Origin of the sequence: Brevibacterium luteolum, assembly GCF_013004595.1 — a bacterium.
GTDB classification, from domain to species: Bacteria; Actinomycetota; Actinomycetes; order Actinomycetales; family Brevibacteriaceae; genus Brevibacterium; species Brevibacterium luteolum.
Genome location: NZ_JABEMC010000001.1, coordinates 611,027 through 630,777, shown reverse-complemented (window position 1 = coordinate 630,777; position 19,751 = coordinate 611,027). Strand labels below are relative to the sequence as shown.

20 protein-coding genes are annotated in these 19,751 nt (G+C 66.9%); 3 read left to right on the top strand and 17 right to left on the bottom strand.

What is annotated here, in order from left to right; genetic code table 11:
• Nucleotides 1–42: 42 nt before the first annotated feature.
• Genes dprA through HLA91_RS02925 form a run of 3 tightly spaced genes read right to left on the bottom strand, consistent with a single transcriptional unit; the run spans nucleotide 43 to nucleotide 3,172 of the window.
• On the bottom strand, nucleotides 43–1,248 hold the full coding sequence (gene dprA, locus HLA91_RS02935) for a DNA-processing protein DprA (RefSeq protein WP_170273419.1): 1,206 nt from the start codon (nucleotides 1,246–1,248) through the stop codon (nucleotides 43–45).
• Complete coding sequence (locus tag HLA91_RS02930; RefSeq protein ID WP_170273418.1) at nucleotides 1,245–2,825, bottom strand: YifB family Mg chelatase-like AAA ATPase; 1,581 nt, start codon at nucleotides 2,823–2,825, stop codon at nucleotides 1,245–1,247. Before HLA91_RS02930 ends, dprA begins: the two co-directional genes overlap by 4 nt.
• Entirely contained in the window at nucleotides 2,822–3,172 is a 351-nt protein-coding gene (locus HLA91_RS02925; protein ID WP_170273417.1) for a YraN family protein, read from the bottom strand. The genes HLA91_RS02930 and HLA91_RS02925 overlap by 4 nt, the downstream gene beginning before the upstream one ends.
• A gap of 198 nt (nucleotides 3,173–3,370) precedes the next feature.
• On the opposite strand from HLA91_RS02925, the gene HLA91_RS02920 reads away from it, so the two are divergent.
• The 3 genes from HLA91_RS02920 (at nucleotide 3,371) to HLA91_RS02910 (ending at nucleotide 5,662) form a co-directional block, all read left to right on the top strand.
• Nucleotides 3,371–3,832, top strand: a complete 462-nt coding sequence (locus tag HLA91_RS02920; RefSeq protein WP_102162578.1) for a prevent-host-death protein — start codon at nucleotides 3,371–3,373, stop codon at nucleotides 3,830–3,832.
• Nucleotides 3,833–3,834: 2 nt separating this feature from the next.
• A complete protein-coding gene (locus HLA91_RS02915) occupies nucleotides 3,835–4,185 on the top strand; it encodes a hypothetical protein (RefSeq protein WP_170273416.1) in 351 nt (116 codons plus the stop codon).
• 394 nt (nucleotides 4,186–4,579) lie between these two features.
• Nucleotides 4,580–5,662 (top strand): Glu/Leu/Phe/Val dehydrogenase dimerization domain-containing protein, encoded by a 1,083-nt coding sequence (locus tag HLA91_RS02910; RefSeq protein WP_204514184.1) that lies wholly within the window; start codon nucleotides 4,580–4,582, stop codon nucleotides 5,660–5,662.
• Between the two features lie 62 nt (nucleotides 5,663–5,724).
• Here the strand turns inward: HLA91_RS02910 and HLA91_RS02905 are convergent, their stop codons facing one another.
• The 14 genes from HLA91_RS02905 to smc all read right to left on the bottom strand — a co-directional run bounded on the left by HLA91_RS02905 (nucleotide 5,725) and on the right by smc (nucleotide 19,731).
• Nucleotides 5,725–6,045: a DUF2469 domain-containing protein gene (locus HLA91_RS02905; RefSeq protein WP_102162575.1), complete on the bottom strand. Its 321-nt coding sequence runs from the start codon at nucleotides 6,043–6,045 to the stop codon at nucleotides 5,725–5,727.
• A gap of 85 nt (nucleotides 6,046–6,130) precedes the next feature.
• Nucleotides 6,131–6,856 (bottom strand): ribonuclease HII, encoded by a 726-nt coding sequence (gene rnhB / locus HLA91_RS02900; protein WP_170273414.1) that lies wholly within the window; start codon nucleotides 6,854–6,856, stop codon nucleotides 6,131–6,133.
• Nucleotides 6,840–7,511, bottom strand: a complete 672-nt coding sequence (gene lepB / locus HLA91_RS02895; RefSeq protein ID WP_170273413.1) for a signal peptidase I — start codon at nucleotides 7,509–7,511, stop codon at nucleotides 6,840–6,842. Before lepB (HLA91_RS02895) ends, rnhB begins: the two co-directional genes overlap by 17 nt.
• 13 nt (nucleotides 7,512–7,524) lie before the next feature.
• Nucleotides 7,525–8,175, bottom strand: a complete 651-nt coding sequence (lepB, locus tag HLA91_RS02890) for a signal peptidase I (RefSeq protein WP_170273412.1) — start codon at nucleotides 8,173–8,175, stop codon at nucleotides 7,525–7,527.
• 20 nt (nucleotides 8,176–8,195) lie between these two features.
• On the bottom strand, nucleotides 8,196–8,537 hold the full coding sequence (gene rplS, locus HLA91_RS02885; protein WP_170273411.1) for a 50S ribosomal protein L19: 342 nt from the start codon (nucleotides 8,535–8,537) through the stop codon (nucleotides 8,196–8,198).
• A 200-nt stretch (nucleotides 8,538–8,737) separates the two neighbouring features.
• The gene (gene trmD / locus HLA91_RS02880; protein ID WP_170273410.1) at nucleotides 8,738–9,580 is read right to left on the bottom strand and encodes a tRNA (guanosine(37)-N1)-methyltransferase TrmD; all 843 of its coding nucleotides are present in this window, start codon (nucleotides 9,578–9,580) and stop codon (nucleotides 8,738–8,740) included.
• Complete coding sequence (rimM, locus tag HLA91_RS02875) at nucleotides 9,580–10,113, bottom strand: ribosome maturation factor RimM (protein ID WP_170273409.1); 534 nt, start codon at nucleotides 10,111–10,113, stop codon at nucleotides 9,580–9,582. Before rimM ends, trmD begins: the two co-directional genes overlap by 1 nt.
• Before the next feature lie 23 nt (nucleotides 10,114–10,136).
• Nucleotides 10,137–11,423, bottom strand: a complete 1,287-nt coding sequence (locus HLA91_RS02870) for an aromatic amino acid transport family protein (RefSeq protein WP_165882545.1) — start codon at nucleotides 11,421–11,423, stop codon at nucleotides 10,137–10,139.
• A 239-nt stretch (nucleotides 11,424–11,662) separates the two neighbouring features.
• Nucleotides 11,663–11,893 (bottom strand): RNA-binding protein, encoded by a 231-nt coding sequence (locus tag HLA91_RS02865; protein ID WP_102162568.1) that lies wholly within the window; start codon nucleotides 11,891–11,893, stop codon nucleotides 11,663–11,665.
• Nucleotides 11,894–11,895: 2 nt separating this feature from the next.
• Nucleotides 11,896–12,363 carry a 30S ribosomal protein S16 gene (rpsP, locus tag HLA91_RS02860; RefSeq protein WP_170273408.1) on the bottom strand — a complete coding sequence of 156 codons (468 nt, stop codon included), beginning with the start codon at nucleotides 12,361–12,363 and terminating at the stop codon, nucleotides 11,896–11,898.
• Between the two features lie 195 nt (nucleotides 12,364–12,558).
• Nucleotides 12,559–14,178 carry a signal recognition particle protein gene (ffh, locus tag HLA91_RS02855; protein ID WP_102162566.1) on the bottom strand — a complete coding sequence of 540 codons (1,620 nt, stop codon included), beginning with the start codon at nucleotides 14,176–14,178 and terminating at the stop codon, nucleotides 12,559–12,561.
• A gap of 123 nt (nucleotides 14,179–14,301) precedes the next feature.
• Nucleotides 14,302–15,444 (bottom strand): signal recognition particle-docking protein FtsY, encoded by a 1,143-nt coding sequence (gene ftsY, locus HLA91_RS02850; protein WP_170273559.1) that lies wholly within the window; start codon nucleotides 15,442–15,444, stop codon nucleotides 14,302–14,304.
• Nucleotides 15,445–15,605: 161 nt separating this feature from the next.
• A complete protein-coding gene (locus HLA91_RS02845; RefSeq protein ID WP_225210457.1) occupies nucleotides 15,606–15,980 on the bottom strand; it encodes a hypothetical protein in 375 nt (124 codons plus the stop codon).
• Nucleotides 15,981–16,149: 169 nt separating this feature from the next.
• A complete protein-coding gene (gene smc, locus HLA91_RS02840) occupies nucleotides 16,150–19,731 on the bottom strand; it encodes a chromosome segregation protein SMC (RefSeq protein WP_170273407.1) in 3,582 nt (1,193 codons plus the stop codon).
• Between the last annotated feature and the right edge of the window lie 20 nt (nucleotides 19,732–19,751).

Genomic DNA, 19,751 nt, shown 5'->3' with positions numbered 1-19,751 from the left:
TGCAGGCAGACTGCTGACCGCTGCCACCGGATTCGAGCCGCGTCAGCCGGTCGCTCCTCGGGTGACGACTGCGCGCTTCTTCACCCAGCCGTGGGCTTCGCGTTCGACGTGCCCGGACAGTTCGAGTGCGGCAAGCGCCGCCATGACGGTGTGGGCGTCGAGACCCGAGCGGACGGCGGCAGTCGCCGCTTCGATCCCGCGAGAGGTCGGCAGCACGTTGTAGGTCCTGCTCTGTTCTGCGGTCATCTCGTCAGTGATCCGCAGCGCTGGCTGATGCTCGGTCTCGCTGCGGGTGGTGTCGATCGGTTCGACGAGTTCGGCGATGTCATCGGCTGACGTAACGCACACAGCCTGGCCCTCGCGGATGAGACGGTGGCAGCCGGCGGATGCCTGGCTGGTGATCGGCCCGGGCACCGCCCCGACCGTGCGCAGCAATTCAGCTGCCCGGTTGGCAGTATTCAGTGCACCGGACCGCCAACCGGCTTCCACCACGATGGTGGCCTGGGCAGCGGCGGCAATCAGGCGATTGCGCAGGAGGAACCGGTGCCTCATAGCCGTCTGTCCGGCTGCCGTTTCGGACACGACGGCATACCGAGTGCCGATGCGGGTGAGCATGTCGGCGTTGCCGCGCGGATAATAGCGATCCACTCCCCCGGCCATGAAGGCGACCGTCCCAACCTCGGGTGTCTCGGCGGCGGCGAGCGCCGCCTGGTGGGAGGCTGCGTCGATGCCGTAGGCGCCGCCGGAGACGATGGTGTGTCCTCGCATGGCCAGTTCGTAGGCGATGCTGCCGGCGACATGCTCACCGTAGTGCGTTGAGGCACGTGCTCCGACGAGTGCGATCGAACCGGTGAGCAGCTCCTGCAGGTTCCCAGGTCCGCGCACCCACAGCGCGAGGGGCTCGTGGATGCCGAGCTCAGTCAGCTGTGTCGGCCACTCATCATCTTCCGGATGGATGAGGCGGGCTCCGAGCCGGGCCATGATCCGCTGCTCTTGGACGGCATTGAGGCTGGGCAGGCGCATCCGCCACCGCTCGTGAACCGTCGACAGCTTGTCTCCCGGGACCTGCAGACCGACGGCTTCGCATGCCTCATGCAGCTGCGGAACGGCCTCGGACTGCCGGGAGCGGATGAGCGCGAGCATCCGCTCGGCACCAAGGGCGAGAACGCCGGCTTTGAGGATCTCATCGCCTGGTTCGGCTAGGCGCAGCAGGTCGACGCAGGCCAGTCGCTGAGTGTCGGTGGTCATTGTGCCTCCCGCATGCGCAGGAGTGCCGCGGCGAGCACATCGTCGCCATCGGGGCGGGTTCGGCCGGCGAGGTCGGCGATGGTCGCGGCGATCCGCAGCACTCGGTCATATCCGCGCATCGACAGCAGACCGCGTTCGAGTGCCTGGTCGAGGACGTGAGTCTCACTGGATCTGAAGGAGAACGCTTCTCGCAGATACGCACCCGGTGCGCGGGCGTTCGTGTTCCACGGCATATCGGCATAGCGGTGGGTCTGGCGCTCCCGTGCTGCCGCCACCCGCTCGGCGACGACAGTCGACGACTCGACTGGCGCATCCGTGCGCAGGTCGGCTGCGGTGACAGGCAGGACGTCGAGCTGGATGTCGACGCGGTCGAGCAGCGGGCCGGAGAGCTTCTGCCGGTAGCGGCGGCGCACGTGCGGGGTGCACGAACACGTCTGGGTGCTGCTGCCAGCGACACCGCAGGGACACGGGTTGGCCGCCAGCACGAGTTGGAATTTCGCCGGCAGCACCACCGACCCCCAGGCGCGGTGGATATCGCAGTAGCCGCTCTCCAGCGGCTGACGCAGCGCTTCGAGCACGTCGCGGTTGAATTCCGGAGCCTCATCGAGGAACAGCACCCCGCGGTGAGCGCGTGAGAACACTCCGATCGCTCCCGGCCGGGAGCCACCGACCATCGCCGTGGCTGTCGTCCGGTGATGAGGCGCTTCGAACGGTGGAGCAACAGCATCGAGTTCATCGGCTTCGACGCAGCCGGCCAGTGACTGCATGGCCAGCACTTCTATGCGCTCATCGCGGTTCAACGGCGGCACGATGCCGCTGAGACAGGCGGCGAGCATCGACTTGCCGGCGCCGGGAGCACCGCTCATGAGCAAGTGGTGGCCACCGGCGGCCGCCAGTTCGAGTGCGCGCCGGGCGTCATGCTGACCGTGGACGTCGGCGAGATCGGTGGGTTCGATGACGTTCTCGCGACTGCTGGGAGCCGCGGGCACTGGTTCGGTGTTGGATGGTGCCGCACGACCACCGTGAGCCTGGACGACATCGGCCAGATGCCCGGCGGCAACGACCTCAGCCTGCGGGACAAGAGCTGCTTCGGCACGATTGCCGTAGGGAACGACGAAGCGAGTGAAGCCCGCCTCCAGACCGGCGAGGATCGTCGGCAGCACCCCGCGCACAGGCAGAATGCGCCCGTCGAGACCGAGCTCACCGCAGTGCACGACCCCATCTGCTGAGTGCTCCGGAATGAGCTCCTCGCAGGCGAGGATCGTCACCGCGATGCCGAGGTCGAAGGATGTTCCGACCTTCCTGACCGCACCCGGCTGCAGGTTGACTGTCACCTTCGCAGCACTGAGCGAGATCCCCAGATTCGACAGTGCCGCCCGGATCCGTTTGCGCGATTCGCTGACCGAGGCATCGGGCAGGCCGATGATGTCGATTCCGGGAAGGCCCTGGTTCATGCTCGTCTCGATGCTGATCAGTGTGCCGCTGGTGCCCCACAGGGCGACCGCCTGGGCCCGGCCGAGGCGGTTGCGCACCCCGCCGACGACGCGGGCCTTCTGCTCCTCTTCCACTGCACTCATTGCACATCCCTGACGTGTTGGAGGTCCGGTTGGCGGGCGCTCCACAGAATGCCGATGGCATCGAACCTGAACTGCGGATACCACTCATCGCACTCGGCCAGGAACCGCAGACCGAGGGTCCGCAGGTTTCTGAGCTTGATCGGGGTGATCGCCTCCAGCGGGTGCCCTGCCCAGGACGCGATACGGGTTTTGACCTCGACGAAGACGAGCGTGTCACCGTCGCGGGCGATGATGTCGATCTCGCCATTGGAGCAGCGCCAGTTGCGGTGCAGGATCGTCCAACCGAGGCATTCGAGGTAGCGGGTGGCGTAGTCCTCACCGGTGCGGCCGAGTGTCTGTGCTTTCATGGCTCCACCTCACCAGCGCATGCGGCTGGTGAGAACGCCTGCCCTACCGGTGTGGACGGACACCGATCGTGCACACCCGACCGGGCTCACGCCTCCGCGCCGGTCCACACCCAGCCAGTCGCGAGGTCAGCATCGGAGGGAAGACAGCCGCAGCAATAAACCCTAGACTTCCGAACACGTTCCGAATATGATGGATCTATGACCGCTGCTTCCGCCCTCCCTGCCTACACTCGGCGCTCGTCGGATCTGAGTAAGCACTCCGCCGAGGTCTTCGCCGAGGCTGAAGATCACCCCGTCACGGTGACGCGCCGAGACGGCGAAGCGCTCGTACTCATGTCGCAGCGCGAGGCAGACGCCCGCACTCACCTGCTTGACTTCGCTGCTCGGTTGCTGACCGTCGCCCTCGACGAATCCGGCACTCTCCCCGAACGCATGACGAGGTCGTTCCCGTGGATGCACGCTCTCTCTCCTGAGGACCGCGAGTCCTGCGCTCACAATCTCGTCGACGCCGCACGAGCGTCCTTCTCGACTGATCAACCGCACCTGGCGATCGCTGAGCTGACGTCGTGGAAGGAGACAGCCACGGCAATGGCCGCCGGACTCGGGAGTGCCGAACTCGAATGGCTCGACGAGGGTGACGACGTCGTGGAGCGCCCCTGACCGTGTCAGGCAGCAAGAAGGGCAAGTTGGTTCCTCGGCCTCCGAAGAAGGTCGAGTATGAAATCAGATTCGCTACCGCCGAAGCACAGAAGGGCTGGCGCGACCTCGTCGCAACCATCCGCAATCCGATGGCCGATACCTGGGATTTCCTCACCCGGGCGCCTTTGACCACCACTCCAACCAACTATCGGCTCAAGGGCCAGCTCGGACATCTTTCCCGAGGCGGAACCACGCACGAACGTTGGCAGCACAAACCGACCGCGAAAGGCACTGCTCGGATCTGGTACTTCGTCGTCGACAAGACTGTATTCCTCGAGCAGGTTCACACAAGCCACCCGAACGAGACGAAATAACCGCTCGCTGCCAGTCGCCGCGCCCAGCCGAATATTGCCAGAATCTGCATTTTCGGCCAATCCGCTTTTCGTGTGCCCACGCCATCATCTGCGCTGGATCACCCAGCCTCGAGTTTTTAACTCCCGAACTGCGCGAATTGTCGACACGTCCTGGAAAAGATCCGCGCCCGAAATCCCGGGGTCAAGGCTCATCAAACACCCACATGCACAGGCGCGACGAGAAGGACAGCCAGAGTAGAAGTAGTACAGCCACCGGACCATCCCGCCCAGCTACCTCTGTCCGGCAGAACCGATGTACGGTGAGGTCAAAGGCCGCTCGCGCGAACCGCGTGCGGTTTTTGCACGGGCGCACATCCCGCGCCTGCTGCTCACACCTGAGACCGAAGGAGTCACCGTGGACCTCTTCTCGCACCCTGAGTTCGATCACCACGAGCAGGTCATCTTCTGCCATGACCGCGACCTCGACCTGCGCGCCATCATCGCCGTGCACGACACCACTCTCGGACCGGCTGCCGGCGGCTGCCGAATGTATCCGTACGAGTCCGAAGCCGATGCGCTCACCGACGTGCTGCGCCTCTCACGCGGCATGACCTATAAGAACTCGATCGCCGGCCTGCCGCTCGGCGGCGGCAAGTGCGTCATCATCGCCGATCCGCACCGACCCGACAAGGCAGAGGTGCTGCGCGCCTTCTCCAAGCACGTGCAGACGCTCGGCGGCCGCTACTGGACCGCCATCGACGTCGGCGTCGGCCCGGAGGATGCCGATGTGCTGGCGGAGAACTGCGATTACATCTTCGCCCGCGCCAGCCAGTTCCCCGCAGGTGTCAGCACCTCCCAGTTCACCGCCCTCGGCGCGTTCACGTCGCTGCAGGCCGGTGTCGCACACGTGTGGAAGGAACGCGCCAAGGCCGACACCTCAGACCCAGCTGACCGGGTTGACCTGTCGGGTCTGCGCGTGGCCGTGCAGGGACTCGGCGGCACCGGGCGCGAACTGTGCCGGATGCTGCATGAGGCCGGTGCCGAACTCGTCGTCTCCGACGTCTACCAGCCGGCTGTCGACTCCGCCGTTGAGGCTTTCGGCGCCACCGCGGTTCCCGCCGATGAGATCCACGCCCAGCATGTCGACGTGTTCGCCCCGTGTGCTCTCGGCGGCATCATCAACGATGACACGATCGGCGACATCAAGGCCCGCCTCATCAGCGGCATCGCCAACAACCAGCTCGCCACCCCGGCCCACGGCCGGCAGCTGCGTGAGCGCGGCATCGCCTACGTGCCCGACTTCCTCGCCAACGCCGGCGGTGTCATGGCCGCAGCGACGATGATCTACTCCGAGCCATCGCTGGAGGGTTCGCGTGCCAGCGTGCTCTCGCTGTTCGACCGGGTCACGCAGGTCCTCGATCAGGCCGAGGCAGAAGACCGTCCGGCTGCCGAGGTCGCTGAGGAGATGGCCGGTCAGCGCATCGCCGACGCTCGCTGATCCACAGGCAGTAGCGCAGAGCTGTGACCGCACAACGACGTGTGGTCACAGCTCTTCGGCGTTCACGGGCGCAGCGACTGCGGCGGATCGAAGTCCTCGTTCTTGGCGATCTCCTCGATGTTGACGTCCTTGAACGTCAGGATCGAGACGTGCTTGACAAACCGGGCGGTGCGGTAGGTGTCCCACACCCAGGCGTCCTTGAGGGTGACTTCGAAGTAGACGTCCGAGCCCTCATGGTGGGCCTTGAGATCGACCGAATTGGCCAGGTAGAACCGCTGGTTCGTGTCGACGACGTATGAGAACAGTCCGACAACATCGCGGTACTCGCGGTACAGCTGCAGTTCCAGGTCGGCTTCGTAGTTTTCCAGGTCCTCGGCGCTCATGGCGTCATCCTATGCCACTGTCAGCGGTTGCAGAATCATGAACCGGCAGCAGGGTGCAGACAGTGAGCCTCTGCCCGGCTAGTGTTCAGACGTCGATGCGGAAGCTGCGCCGGTGGTGCGGGCTCATCCCGTGGGCGGCGACTCCGGCGCGGTGGGCCTGGGTGAGGTAGCCGACGTTGGAATCCCAGGCATAACCGGGGTATTCGGCGGCAAGGGCGTGCATGAGCTCATCGCGGGCGACTTTGGCCAGCACGCTGGCAGCAGCGATCGTCACGCGGGTGCCGTCGCCCTTGATGATCGTGCGCACTTCAGGGACATCGACCTCGGCGGCGGGTCCGAAGGTGTCGAAGCAGTCGAGGGTGAGCGGGGAGGACAGCCAGTCGTGGCTGCCGTCAAGGAGCACGAGGCTGGCCGGCGGCAGTGCGGCAAGTGCCCGCCGGCCGGCCAGGCACAGCGCCAGGGTGACACCGAGGGCATCGATCTCAGCAGGAGACGCGTAGGCGACGGCGGTGTGCTGCTGCCAGGCGGTGACAGTCTGGGCGATCGTCTGCCGGGCGGTGATGTTCAGCTGCTTGGAGTCGTGGATGCCCGCGGGGATGTCGCCTGCGAGCAGGTCAACCAGCCGGTAGTGAACGGCACCGACGCCGATCGGCCCGGCCACGCAGCCGCGGCCGACCTCATCCATGCCGATGATCGTCTCGACACCGGCAGCGGCAAGCTCACGTTCGGCGCTCAGGTCGCGCAGACCGGCAGCCGTGCTGCCCGTGCGGGTGGTGCGTTCGAGGGTGGCGGCGTCAGGGCTGCGGGACATCGGCGTAGACCGCCTCCGGGTTCTTCAGCCGGCCGATCCGGTCCAGCGGCCAGTTGCGCACGAACACAGTGCCCACGACCTTGTCCTCGGGGACGAAAGCGCCGCCGGGTGCGTCGCCGTTGTAGCGGGAGTCCAGAGAGTTGGTGCGGTTGTCGCCCATCACCCAGTAGTGGCCGGCCGGGACGTCTTCGGAGAACTCGATCTCCGAGGGTTCGGTGCCCTCCCCGAGGTAGGTCTCGTCCAGCGGCTGGCCGTTGACGGAGACGCGACCTTCGGCATCGCAGCATTCGACGTGGTCGCCGCCGACGGCGATCGCGCGTTTGACGAGCTGGGTGCCGGCATCGGAGGGGACGAGGCCGATGAATTCGAGGATCGGGTTGGGCTTGTAGTCAGCGACAAGCCCGGGTGAGAGCCATCCGCCGGGATCGGTGAAGACGACGATGTCCCCGCGGTCAACGGTGTTGCCCGGCAGCTGGTTGGCCAGCACCCGGTCGTTGACGAGCAGGGTCGGCTCCATCGAGCTGGAGGGGATGTAGAAGGAGCGCACCACCCACGTCTTCACGGCAGTCGAGACGACCAGGGCGATGACGAGGATGACAGCGACTTCCACGAGGAAGTATCGCAGGCTCTTCTTCTCTGTCTTTTTTTGGGCCACGCAGGCAGTCTACCTACTTGCCCCGGTCAGCCGAGGAGCCGTGGCCGATGACGACGCCGATGACACGCCGGGTGGGGATCATCCCGCCGCCGGGGCTGCCGAGCAGCGCGCGGGAGTCTGTCGAGTTGTCCCGGTTGTCGCCCATGAGCCACAGTCGGTCGGCTGGCACTTCGACGGCGAACGGGGTGGCTGAGGCCGGGTGGTCGGCACCTGGCGAGCTGGCGAGATAGGGTTCGTCGATCTCTTCGCCGTTGCGGATGAGCTTGCCGTCATCAGAGCAGCATTCGAGGGTGTCGCCGGGTACTGCGATGACGCGTTTGATGAAGAAGACGTCACCGGGCCCGACTCCGAACCAGGAGCCGAGCTGCTGGGCGGCGTTCGGCGGGCTGGTCGGCAGGAAGGAGCCGCGGCCGTCGATGACGACGACGTCACCGGCCTCGATGCTGCCGGTCAGGGCGTCGGCCCGCAGCACCGTGACCCGGTTGCCGGGATGGAAGGTCGGCTCCATCGACTCAGACGGGATCGAGAACGACTGGACGCCCAGGGCCCGGATGCCGGCGGCGGCGAGCACGGCGACGACCGCGAGGATCGCGATCAACCGCAGCCACCGCCTCGGGCGCGGCGAAGGGCGCGACTGTGCAGTCACGCCCTTCGTCGGTGTCATGGTCTCGCCGTGGCGAGTGATCAGCGCTTCTCGCGGATGCGAGCTGCCTTGCCGCGCAGGTCGCGCAGGTAGTACAGCTTCGCGCGGCGGACGATGCCGCGGGAGACGACGTCGATGCGCTCGACGGTCGGCGAGTGGAGCGGGAAGGTACGCTCAACGCCGACGCCGAAGCTGATCTTGCGCACGGTGAAGGTCTCGGAGATGCCGGCACCCTGACGGCGGATGACAACACCCTTGAACATCTGGATACGCGAGCGGCTGCCCTCGATGACGCGGACGGCGACGTCAACAGTGTCGCCTGCGCGGAACTCGGGGATGTCCGTCTTCATCGACTTATTGTCGACAATGTCAAGCTTCTGCATGATGTGTTCTCCTGTGTGCTCGCCTCGGGCCGGCACAGCTTCGATCAGCCCGGCCGCAGCCGGTGATGAGATGAGTTCGTCTGCCGGAACGGTGTTCCTCTGCTGCGCACACCTGCTGGCATGATCCTCATGGGCTAACGGTGGGCGCTGGCACCTGCTCCCCCGGGGCAGATCGGTGCCAACAAACGCAATGCTCTATCTTAGCCGCCGGGTCCGCCGGGCTCAACTTCACGTTCGGCCTCGGTGAGCACCTGCCAGTCACGAGCATCGAGGGCTTCGTCGGGCAGGCCGGCAAGCAGGTCGGGGCGGGTGCGCTGGGTGCGGATGAGCCGCTGGTCGCGCCGCCACCGTGCGATCGCGGCGTGGTTGCCTGAGAGCAGCACATCTGGCACCTGGTTTCCGCGCCAATCGGCGGGCTTGGTGTAGACGGGGTATTCGAGCAGCCCGTCCTCGTAGCTCTCCTCGATGAGGGAGTCCGGGTTGCCCATGAAGCCGGGGATGAGCCGGGCGACGGCTTCGATGATGACGAGTGCTGCGACCTCACCGCCGTTGAGCACGTAGTCGCCAATCGAGACGAGTTCGACGTCGAAGTCCTCACCTGCCCAGTCGATGACCCGCTGGTCGATGCCCTCATAGCGCCCGCAGGCGAACACGAGATGCGATCGGCCGGCCAGCCGGCGGGCGTCGGCCTGGGTGAAGGGGGCCCCGGCCGGTGAGGGGACGATGAGCACCGGCCGCTCCCCCGCCTCGGCGGCGGTGACCGGGCCCGAGGCGGCGGTTGCCTGGGCGACGGCCGGCACCTGGCTCGCAGGAGCCAGCCCAGCGACGTCGGTGAGTGCCTGGGCCCACGGTTCGGGCTTCATCACCATGCCCGCGCCCCCGCCGTAGGGGGTGTCGTCGACGGTGCGGTGCCGGTCGGTGGTCCAGTCGCGCAGGTCGTGGATGCCGACGTCGAGGAGGCCAGCGGCCATCGCTTTGCCGGTCAGTGAGAGCTGCAGCGGGGCGAGGTAGTCGGGGAAGATCGAGATGACGTCGATGCGCATCAGTCGTCGAATCCCGGAATGAGGCCAGCCGGCGGGGTGAGCACGATACGTCCGGCGTCGATGTCGACCTCGGGGACGATCTCAGCGACGAAGGGCACGAGGATCTCCTCATCGGAGCCTGTGCGCTCGACCTGTTCGGCCGAGGGTGTGATGTGCAGCAGGTCCTGGGCTGCACCGGGGCTGACCCCGGAGACCTTCCCGACGAGGTGCTCGCCGATGAGGGCATCGGCACCGATGAGGTCGTCGATGTACCAGGCATCCTCATCGTCGTCCTCCGTGTCCTCGGCATCGACGGTGATGAGGGTGTTGCGGATCTCCTCGGCCCGGTTGCGGTCCGGGACCTCAGCGAAGCTCAGCAGCAGCCGGTCGCGGTGCCAGCGGGCGCGGGTGAGCGTCAGCGGGCCGATGTCGGGTTCGGTGCCGAACACCGCCTCGGGAACGAAGCGCTCATCGGGATCGTCGGTGCGGACTTCGACGGTCATCTCACCGCGGATGCCGTGCGGTTTGCCCAGGCGGGCGACTACTGTGCTCATGACTCCAACGGTATCGCAGGCACTCACGTCCAGCCGTTGGGCACGAGGCCGATGATCGTCAGCAGCGAGTAGATGAACGCGCCGGTGAACACGGTGATCATGGCGATGCGGATGACCGGGTGAGCGACCCAGCCGGCCTGCCAGGCCGGTTCGACGTCACCGGTGCGCCGGGCGCGGGTGAGCATGAGGACTGGAACGACCGCCATGACCGCACCGGCGAAGGCACCGGCGTAGCCGAGGGCGGAGACGAATCCGGCCAGCCCGATGAGACCGATGGCAAATGGGACGAGGCAGGCTGCCGCGATCGAGATCGCGCGGTGCCGGTAGTTGCTCTCCTGCAGGTTGAAACGGTCGAGAATGTTCGTGTGCAGGGTCAGGCCGAGCGCCCAGAACGAGGTGAGCATCGCCAGCGCGGCGAAGATGTTGGCCAGGTAGTAGGCAACAGGTCCGAGCTGCTGGCCCCAGCCGAGGGTGACGACCGGGGTGAGTCCGTCGTGGCCCATGAGCCCGAGCGCTGAGAGCGGGATGAGGGCGAGCAGCGTGCCGGTGGCGACCATGCCGGTGACGATGGCGCGCGGGAGCATGCGCGGGTTGTGCTCGGCCAGGCCGCGGGCGAGTTCGGGCACGATGTACTGGGCGAGGAAGGCGAAGACGGTGAGGTTGACGATCGGGATGATGAAGTAGGGCTTGAAGTACGTCAGGTTGGCGATGTCGATGCCAGGGCCGAACAGCGTCCAGGCGACGAGGCTCAGGCAGATGATGAGCATCGTGGTGGTGATGAGCTGCTCGGACCGGCCAGTGGCGTGCAGGCCGAACCAGATGACGGTGATGCCGGGGATGAGGAAGATGAGGCTGCCAAGCGTCGGTGAGATGCCGAGCAGGTTCGACAGGATCTCCCCGGAGCCGGTCGAGTAGGCGATCATCGCTCCGTAGCCGTTGACGAGCACGCCTGCGAAGACGAGCCAGGATCCGGCCTGGCCGATGTAGCGGCGGGCGAGGCCGGCCAGCTGCATGGGCTTGCGGGTGCGCAAGGCGACCTCGGCGACGTAGAGCATCGAGCAGGTGGTGAGGAATCCAGAGAGGACAAGGGCGATGACGAGGGCGGTGAATCCGCCTTCGCGCATGCCGTAGGGCAGGCTGAGGATGCCGGCGCCGATGTTCGTGCCGAAGATCATCGCCACGCCCTGCCAGAACGTGATCGAGACCCGCTTGAGGCTGCCCTCCGCACCCGAGGTGGTGGTCGCGGCGGTGGTGGTCGCGGGTTCGGCAGTGGATACGGCAGCAGTGCCGGCGGTGTCGTGCTGTCTCATCGTCGGGGTTGTCCTTTGTGAATGAGAACGAGCACGCACCGCACCTGGTTCAGGTGTCAGTCGTGCTCGTTCACGGCTGTCTCATCGGCCGCGTGTGCGCGGCGCTGACCAGCACTGTAGCACCGCCGTCAGCCAGGCCTGCCTGCGGGTCCCAGCCACCGCCTCGGGAGCGGACGCAGAAACCCCAGCACCTCCCACTTGGGGTGGTGCCGGGGCTTCTCAGCTGTCTGCGGCTGCGCTTAGGCCTCGATGAGGTCGACGCGCACCTGTTCGCGGCCGGCCAGGGCGCTCATGACGGTGCGCAGCGCCTTGGCGGTGCGACCTGAGCGGCCGATGACGCGGCCGAGATCGTCGGGGTGGACGCGGACTTCGAGCGTGGTGCCGCGCTGTGATCCGCGCGAACGCACCGAGACATCATCGGGGTTGTCGACGATGCCGCGCACGAGGTGGTCGAGAGCCTGGGAGAGCATGATCAGCTCTCTTCGCTTCCAGCCTCGGCCGATTCCTCAGCCGGGGCCTCAGCGGTCTCGTCAGCCTTGTCCTCGGCAGATGCCTCGGCGGGATTCTCCTCGGCCTGCTCGGCCTCGTCGTCCTTCTTGGTCTCCTTGACGACCGAGTCGGCGGCGGGGGCGGTGAAGCCCTCCTTCTCCTGCTGCGGCTTGACCGAGCTCTCGGTGCTGCCTTCGCCGGTGAACTTCGCCCAGTCGCCGGTGAGCTTCAGCAGTGCCTTGACCTGGTCGGTCGGCTGGGCGCCGACGGACAGCCAGTACTGTGCGCGCTCGGAGTCGATCTCGACGACCGAGGGCTCACGGGTCGGGTGGTAGATGCCGATCTCCTCGATCGCACGGCCGTCACGGCGGGTGCGGGAGTCGGCAACGACAACACGGTAGAAGGGTGCACGGATCTTGCCCATGCGGGTGAGTCGAATCTTGACTGCCACTGTAGTGGTGTCTCCTTTTGCATGTTAGGTGCTGCAAGCGTCACCGCATCCGTGGGGATGGACTCAGCTGACGCGCGCGTGGACCGGACTGCGCTGCGGTTGAGAGGGTCCGAGCACAGTCGAGTACAAGCGAATATTCTGCCAGAAATGCGCACGCCGCGCCAACCGGAGTCAACCGGCAGGCCGGCGGGTGTGTCAGTCCTTGCCGAAGATCCCGCCGAAACCCTTGGGCAGCTTCGAGAGATCGATGTCCTCGTCCTTGTCCAGGCCGAGGTTGCCGAAGGCCGAGCCGGTCGGGGTCGGCTCCTTGCCCTCGCGTTTGAGCTGTGCGAGCTTCTCCTGCTCAGCGCGCTTGGCCGGGTTGCCGGACTTGCCGGCAGCCTTGCCCTTCTTGCCTTTCTTCTTGCGGCTGGGACCACGTCCGCCGGGAGCACCGGGCAGGCCTCCCATTCCGGGCATGCCTCCCATGCCTGGGGCGCCGCCGGGCTGGCCGCCCATGCCGGGCATGCCGCCGCCCTTGCCCATCTGGCGCATCATCTTCTGGGCTGCGGCGAAGCGCTCCATGAGCTGGTTGACCTGGGTGACGGTGGTGCCCGAGCCCTTGGCGATGCGGGCGCGGCGGGAGCCGTTGAGGATCTTGGGGTTGGTGCGCTCCTGCGGGGTCATCGACTTCACGATCGCCTCGACCCGGTCGACCTCGCGTTCATCGAAGGCCTCGAGCTGCTCCTTGTACTGGCTCATGCCCGGCATCATGCCGATCATCTTCTTCAGCGAGCCCATCTTCTTCACCGCAGCCATCTGGGTGAGGAAGTCGTTGAGGTCGAAGTCCTCGCCGGCCTGGACCTTCTTCGCCAGCTTCTGCGTCTGCTCCTGGTCGAAGGTCTTCTCGGCCTGCTCGATGAGGGTGAGGATGTCACCCATGTCGAGGATGCGGTCGGCCATCCGGTCAGGGTGGAACTGCTCGAAGTCCTTCATGCCCTCGCCGGTGGAGGCGAACATGATGGGCTTGCCGGTCACCTGGGCGACCGAGAGTGCGGCACCACCGCGGGAGTCGCCGTCGAGCTTGGAGAGCACGACACCGGTGAAGTCGACGCCTTCGAGGAACGCCTCGGCGGTCTGCACGGCGTCCTGGCCGATCATCGCGTCGATGACGAAGAGGACCTCATCGGGGTTGACGGCTGCGCGAATGTCAGCGGCCTGCTGCATAAGGACTTCGTCGATGCCCAGCCGGCCGGCGGTGTCGACGATGACGACGTCGTGCAGCTTCGACTTGGCCACGCCGATAGCGTCGGTGGCGACCTTGACCGGGTCGCCGACGCCGTTGCCGGGTTCGGGAGCGTAGGTGTAGGCGCCGGCGCGCTCACCGACGATCTGCAGCTGGTTGACGGCGTTGGGCCGCTGCAGGTCGGCGGCGACGAGCATCGGCCGGTGGCCTTCGGACTTGAGCCAGTGGGCGAGCTTGCCGGCCAGGGTGGTCTTACCGGCACCCTGAAGGCCAGCGAGCATGATGACCGTCGGCGGGCGCTTGGCGAACTGCAGGCGGCGAGTCTGTCCGCCGAGGATGGAGACGAGTTCGTCGTTGACGATCTTGACGACCTGCTGGCCGGGGTTCAGTGCTGCTGAGACCTCGGATGACAGCGCGCGTTCGCGCACATTGCCGGTGAAGGTGCGCACGACCGGCAGCGCGACGTCGGCGTCAAGCAGCGCGCGCCGGATTTCCCGGATCGTGGCATCGACATCTGCTTCGGACAGGCGGCCCTTGCCGCGCAGGTTCTTGAAGGTCGATGTCAGACGATCGGAGAGTGAATTGAACACGAAGGTCTTCAGCTTTCGTCAGAGTCAGTACTTGTCAACATCTCAGGATAACGCACGGCAACCGGTCAACGCATGGCCAGCGTTCCGGTCATGACACAGCCGCTGCGGAGCTGCTGGGGACCGTCATTCGGCCAGCAGGGCGTCGACGAATCCTGCCGCGTCGAAGGGCGCGAGGTCGTCAGCGCCCTCACCGAGGCCGATGAGCTTGACCGGCACGCCGAGAGCGCGCTGGACGGCAACGACGATGCCGCCCTTGGCGGTGCCGTCGAGCTTGGTGAGCACGATGCCAGTGATGTGGACGGCTTCGGAGAACACCTTGGCCTGCTGCATGCCGTTCTGCCCGGTGGTCGCGTCGAGGACGAGGAGCACCTCGTCGATGTCGTGGCCCTCTTCGCTCAACGGGCGGGAAGCCACACGCTTGACCTTGCCGAGCTCGTCCATGAGGTCGCGCTTGTTCTGCAGGCGCCCGGCGGTGTCGATGAGCACGACGTCAGCGCCGTCGACCTTGCCCTGTTCGACTGCGGCATAGGCGACCGAGGCGGGATCGGCACCCTCTTCTCCCCTGATCGTCTCAACACCGACGCGCTCACCCCAGGTGGTCAGCTGCTCGGCAGCCGCAGCACGAAAGGTATCGGCTGCACCGAGACGCACGCTGCGGCCCTCGGCGACGAGCACACGGGCGATCTTGCCGACCGTCGTCGTCTTGCCGGCACCGTTGACGCCGACGACTAGCACGACGGCCGGGTCGCCGCCAGGCGTGCCGGAGTTCTCGCGTTCGACATTGAGGCGACGGTCCATGGTCGGGTCGACGACGTTGATAAGCTCTTCGCGCAGCAGTTCCCGGACGGTCTCCGGTTCGCGGGTGCCAAGCACGCGGACGCGTTCGCGCAGCCGGTCGACGAGTTCGGTGGTGGTGTCGACGCCGAGGTCGGCCATGATGAGGGTGTCCTCGATCTCCTCCCACGTCGCCTCATCAAGCGTGTCGCGTGAGAGCAGGGCGAGCAGGCCGCGGCCGAGCGTGGAGTTCGACTTCGACAGCCGGTTGCGCAGCTTGGCCAGCCGTGTCGTGGGTTCGGTCGGTGTCTCAACCGCGACCGGCGCCTCGGGCTCTTCACCGGGTTCGAGGCCCGGCTCCTCGGTCAGGTCCGGCAGCTCGCTTTCCGGCGGGGCGGGCTTGCGGCGCTTCGGAACGAAGAGGAAGGCTCCGCCGATGATGAGCACGGCGGCGCCGATAAGCACGATCCACAGCAGTGAGTCTCCGGTCAGGAGGTCCACGTTCAACTCCAAACAGTAGGCAGGCCGGCCATGTGCGACGGCGTTGGTCGGCGGTCAGTCACGGGGAAGGTCATGATCTCAGGTGCCCGGGTGGGGCGCTTCACTGTGCACAGTGCCATGTGCGTGTGCGGCTGGCAAGCTGCCAGCTGGGCCTATCCGAACAGCAGGGTGATGGCGGTGCGGAAGCCCGATCCAGTCTCGGGCACCTTCCAGTGCCGGGTGCGCGGCCGGAAGGTCAGCAGCGGCGGGGTGCAGTGGCGGCGCGGCTGGGGGCGCAGCACATAGGAGTGCTCGCGCATTGCGGTGACGGCGGCCTGTTCGCGGGTGGCCAGGTGCGAGGTCTCCTCGTCGTGGCCGAAGAACCCGTAGGCGTCATCGTCGTATCCGGTCCATTCGCTCGGCAGCCGGAAGCGCTGGGTGCGGTCGCTCTTGATCCGGCCTTCGGACTGCAGACCCGGCAGCGCGACGACGAGCACGATGACGAGGCCGATGAGCACCGTGGCTCCCATGCCGATGAGGACTGCCATGCCGCCGCCTATGCCCATGGCGTCTCCGAAATGGGCTGACCTGCGGGCATGGGCGGGGAGCTCCTTCCTCTACCGGTGTCCGTGTACTCGTGAACGCCCAGCACCTCGGCGATGAGCATTCGTCCTTTTCAGTGTATATCCCCGCCTGCTCATCGCTTGACGGGCCGGGTTATTCGGTGCGGTGAATTCGCTGAGAGATTACCTTTGAGACTCCGTCGCCGTGCATGGTGACGCCGTAGAGGGCGTCGGCGATCTCCATCGTGCGCTTCTGGTGGGTGATGACGATGAGCTGGGAGGACTCCTGCAGCTCCTGGAACACCGTGAGCAGGCGTGAGAGGTTGAGGTCGTCGAGGGCGGCTTCAACTTCGTCCATGACGTAGAACGGGCTCGGGCGGGCCTTGAAGATCGCCACGAGCATGGCGATCGCCACCAGGGAGCGCTCACCACCGGAGAGCAGCGAGAGCCGCTTGACCTTCTTGCCCGCTGGCCGGGCGTAGACGTCGACGCCGGTGGCGAGCATGTCATCGGGTTCGGTGAGTTCGAGCCGGCCCTCACCGCCCGGGAAGAGCCGGGAGAAGATGTCGGCGAACTCTCGCTGGGTGTCAGCGAACGCCTCGGCGAAGACGGTGCGGACGTGCTCATCGACGTCGTCGACGAGCCCCAGCAGGTCGCGCCGGCTCGCCTCGATGTCGTTGATCTGCTTTTCGAGGTAGTCGTGACGCTCGTTGAGCGCGGCGTACTCCTCCAATGCCAGCGGGTTGACCGCGCCGATCTTCTTCAGCTCCTTCTCGGCAGCGGCATGGGCTTTCTCGACATCGGCGCGGACGTAGGGCACCTCCCCGGCCGAGGTCTCGTCGTCTTCATCCTCGGTGCTGCCCTGCCCGTCGAGGCTCGGCACCGGCATGTGCGGGCCGAACTGGTCGACGAGGTTCTCCGGGGACAGGCCGATGTCCTCACGCGCCCGGCGGGTGAGCTCATCAAGGGTGAGCACGAACCGCTCGCGTGCCAGCTGGGCTTGGTGTTCGGCATCGGTGACGGCGGTGAGCTCATCGGCCTGGCTCGCGCGGGACTCGCGCAGCCGCCGCAGCTCCTCGTCGAGCTGTTCGTGCCGGGTCTTCGATTCGGCCAGTTCGGCCTCGGCGCGGGCTTCGATATCCTTGAGCCGGGTCGCCAGCGCTTCGGCGAGCCGTTCGATGACGCGGGCGGATTCTGCCTGGGCGCGCCGCCGTGCTGCGGACCGGGCGGCTTGGGCGCGGGCGTCTTCTTCCTGCTTGGCGGCCCGTTCGAGGCCGCGGATCCGGTCGGTGAGGAATCCGACACGGTCGCTGAGTCCGCGTTCGGCGATGCGGGCTTCCATCACCTCATCGCCAAGCCCTGCGACGCGTGCGGCGAGGGCGTCGCGTTCGCTCGTGTCCGGTTCCTCTTCGACGTGGTCGGTGTTGGCTTTGAGCGCGGTTTCGGCGCGTTCGAGTTCGGCTTCGGCTGTCGCGATGTCGTCGGCCAGCCTGCTGCGGGTCTCCTCGGTGCCGGCCAGTGTCTTCTCCAGGCGCTGGACTTCCTCTGCCGCCCGCGAGACTTCCTGCCCGACGGCCACGATCTGCGCATCGGAGGCATACAGCTTCTCCAGTGCCTCATCGACTGCGGTCTGTGCCGCGCTGATGCCGGGTTCGGCATCGGCCAGGCGCTTCTCGACGGCAGCCAGCGCCTGTTCGAGCGCCTCGACCTTCTCGGCGGTTTCGGCCAGCGCCTGCCGCGAGGCGATGCGCGCGCCCTCCCCGGAGCTCGCCCGCGCCACCCGGAAGGGTGAGAACACCTCACCGGCCGGGGTGACGAAGGTCTTCCCGCCGGCCTCGCGGGCTCGCGCGGCGGCGGTGTCAGCGGAGTCGACGACGATGACATCGCCGAGGCTGGCCTGCAGCAGGGCGGCCAGTCCGGGATGTCTGGTCGAGACGAGGTCGAGTGCTTCCACGCCGGCGCTCAGGTCGGGGGCATCCGCGCCCGAGGCGGAGGTCGCCGAGGCACCCGCCGTCTCCTTGGCTGTGTTCGACGTTCCGGCGACGACGAGGTCGACGTCGGTGTCCTCACCGACGTGGTTGAGGACGGCGAGCGCTGCGTCGATGTCGTCGACGACGACGGCTCCTGCGAGTTCGCCGAGGACTGCGGTGATGGCAGTTTCGCAGCCGGGGGTGATGTCGAGCTGGTCGCCGACGGCACTCTGGATGCCGGGCAGTCCGCTGTCGAGCAGCTCAGCAGTCTCGGCGGCCAGCCGGGTGCTCATCTGCAGCGCCTCGACCCGGGCCTTGGCTTGGCCGAGTTCGGTGCGGATCTCGTCGCGTTCGGCTTCGTCCTTCGACTTCGCTTCCTGGAGTGCGTTCAGCTTCTCAAGTGCCGTCTCGTGGGCTTCGTCGAGCGCGGTCTCCCCGGATTCGGTGTCCTGGGCCTGCTGCTGGGCTGCCGCAAGTGCCTTCTTCGCCTCGTCCAGCCTGCTGGTCAGGGACGATTCCTGTTCGTCGAGGCCTAAAAGCTGACGCTGGGCATCAGCGAGGGTCTTGCGCGCGACATCGCGGGCGGATTCGACACTGGAGCGCTCCCGCAGCCGCTGGGCGATGCGCTGCCGCTGGACGGTGAGCTGCTGCTCGGCTTCCTTCAGCTTCCCCGCCGCTTCATCGCGCCGGGTTGTGAGCTCGGCGAGTTCGGCGGCTTTCTGCTCGTGATCGGCTGCCACGGTTTCGAGTTCCTCTTCGAACTTCGCAGCTCTGGCCCGGATCGCATCGGGGCTGTCGCCGCCGCTGCGTTCGACCGGGGCCTGTTCGAGGAACCCGATCCGGTCGCCTGCCCGCTGGGCCAGCGCGGTAGCGCGGGTCGCACGATTGCCGGCGGTGCGCAGCCGGGTGCGGGTCGCCTCGGCGCCGGAGTCGTGGTCGCGCAGCTGTGTCTCGACGGCGCGGATCCGCTCGTCGATGTCGGTGAGTGCGGCCTGCAGCTGTTCGCGGCGCTGCTGGGAGTCCTCGGGTCCGGTGATGGTCTCCAGCCGGGCCTGGACTTGGACGATGTCGTCGGCGAGCAGCCGGGCGGCGGTGTCGCGCAGGGTCGCCTGCACGACAGCGGCGCGTTTGGCTGCCTTGGCCTGCCGGCCGAGCGGGCCGAGCTGCCGGGCGAGTTCGGCGCGCAGGTCGGCGACCCGGTCGAGGTTGGTCTGCAGGCCGGTGAGCTTGCGCAGCGCCTTGTCCTTACGGCGGCGATGCTTGAGCACCCCGGCGGCCTCTTCGATGAAGCCGCGGCGCTCGAGTGGGTCGGCGTGCAGGATCTGGTCGAGCCGGCCCTGCCCGACGATGACGTGCATCTCCTTGCCCAGACCGGAGTCGTTGAGCAGCTCTTGGATGTCGAGCAGCCGGGCCGGTGCGCCGTTGACGGCGTACTCGCTGCCGCCGGTGCGGAACAGCGTCCGGGAGATCGTCACCTCGGTGTACTCGATCGGAATCGCACCGTCGGTGTTGTCGATCGTCAGTGACACCTCGGCACGTCCGAGGGCCTGCCGGGAGGAGGTGCCGGCGAAGATGACGTCGTCCATCTTCCCGCCGCGCAGATTCTTCGCCCCCTGCTCCCCCATCACCCAGGCCAGCGCGTCGACGACGTTGGACTTGCCCGAGCCGTTGGGCCCGACGACACAGGTGATGCCGGGTTCGAAGGCGAGCGTGGTGGCTGAGGCGAAGGACTTGAAACCGCGCAGCGTCAGCGACTTCAGGTACATCGCCTCAGCTCCTCTCGACG

Bases quoted from the DNA above. Each gene is read 5' to 3' on its own strand.
- dprA (WP_170273419.1), bottom strand. From the start codon at position 1,248: ATGACCACCGACACTCAGCGACTGGCCTGCGTCGACCTGCTGCGCCTA.
- HLA91_RS02925 (WP_170273417.1), bottom strand. From the start codon at position 3,172: ATGAAAGCACAGACACTCGGCCGCACCGGTGAGGACTACGCCACCCGC.
- rnhB (WP_170273414.1), bottom strand. From the start codon at position 6,856: ATGTCCCGCAGCCCTGACGCCGCCACCCTCGAACGCACCACCCGCACG.
- lepB (WP_170273412.1), bottom strand. From the start codon at position 8,175: ATGACACCGACGAAGGGCGTGACTGCACAGTCGCGCCCTTCGCCGCGC.
- rplS (WP_170273411.1), bottom strand. From the start codon at position 8,537: ATGCAGAAGCTTGACATTGTCGACAATAAGTCGATGAAGACGGACATC.
- HLA91_RS02930 (WP_170273418.1), bottom strand. From the start codon at position 2,825: ATGAGTGCAGTGGAAGAGGAGCAGAAGGCCCGCGTCGTCGGCGGGGTG.
- HLA91_RS02870 (WP_165882545.1), bottom strand. From the start codon at position 11,423: ATGAGACAGCACGACACCGCCGGCACTGCTGCCGTATCCACTGCCGAA.
- rimM (WP_170273409.1), bottom strand. From the start codon at position 10,113: ATGAGCACAGTAGTCGCCCGCCTGGGCAAACCGCACGGCATCCGCGGT.
- HLA91_RS02905 (WP_102162575.1), bottom strand. From the start codon at position 6,045: ATGAGCGCCGAGGACCTGGAAAACTACGAAGCCGACCTGGAACTGCAG.
- smc (WP_170273407.1), bottom strand. From the start codon at position 19,731: ATGTACCTGAAGTCGCTGACGCTGCGCGGTTTCAAGTCCTTCGCCTCA.
- HLA91_RS02845 (WP_225210457.1), bottom strand. From the start codon at position 15,980: ATGGCAGTCCTCATCGGCATGGGAGCCACGGTGCTCATCGGCCTCGTC.
- trmD (WP_170273410.1), bottom strand. From the start codon at position 9,580: ATGCGCATCGACGTCATCTCGATCTTCCCCGACTACCTCGCCCCGCTG.
- HLA91_RS02865 (WP_102162568.1), bottom strand. From the start codon at position 11,893: ATGCTCTCCCAGGCTCTCGACCACCTCGTGCGCGGCATCGTCGACAAC.
- HLA91_RS02920 (WP_102162578.1), top strand. From the start codon at position 3,371: ATGACCGCTGCTTCCGCCCTCCCTGCCTACACTCGGCGCTCGTCGGAT.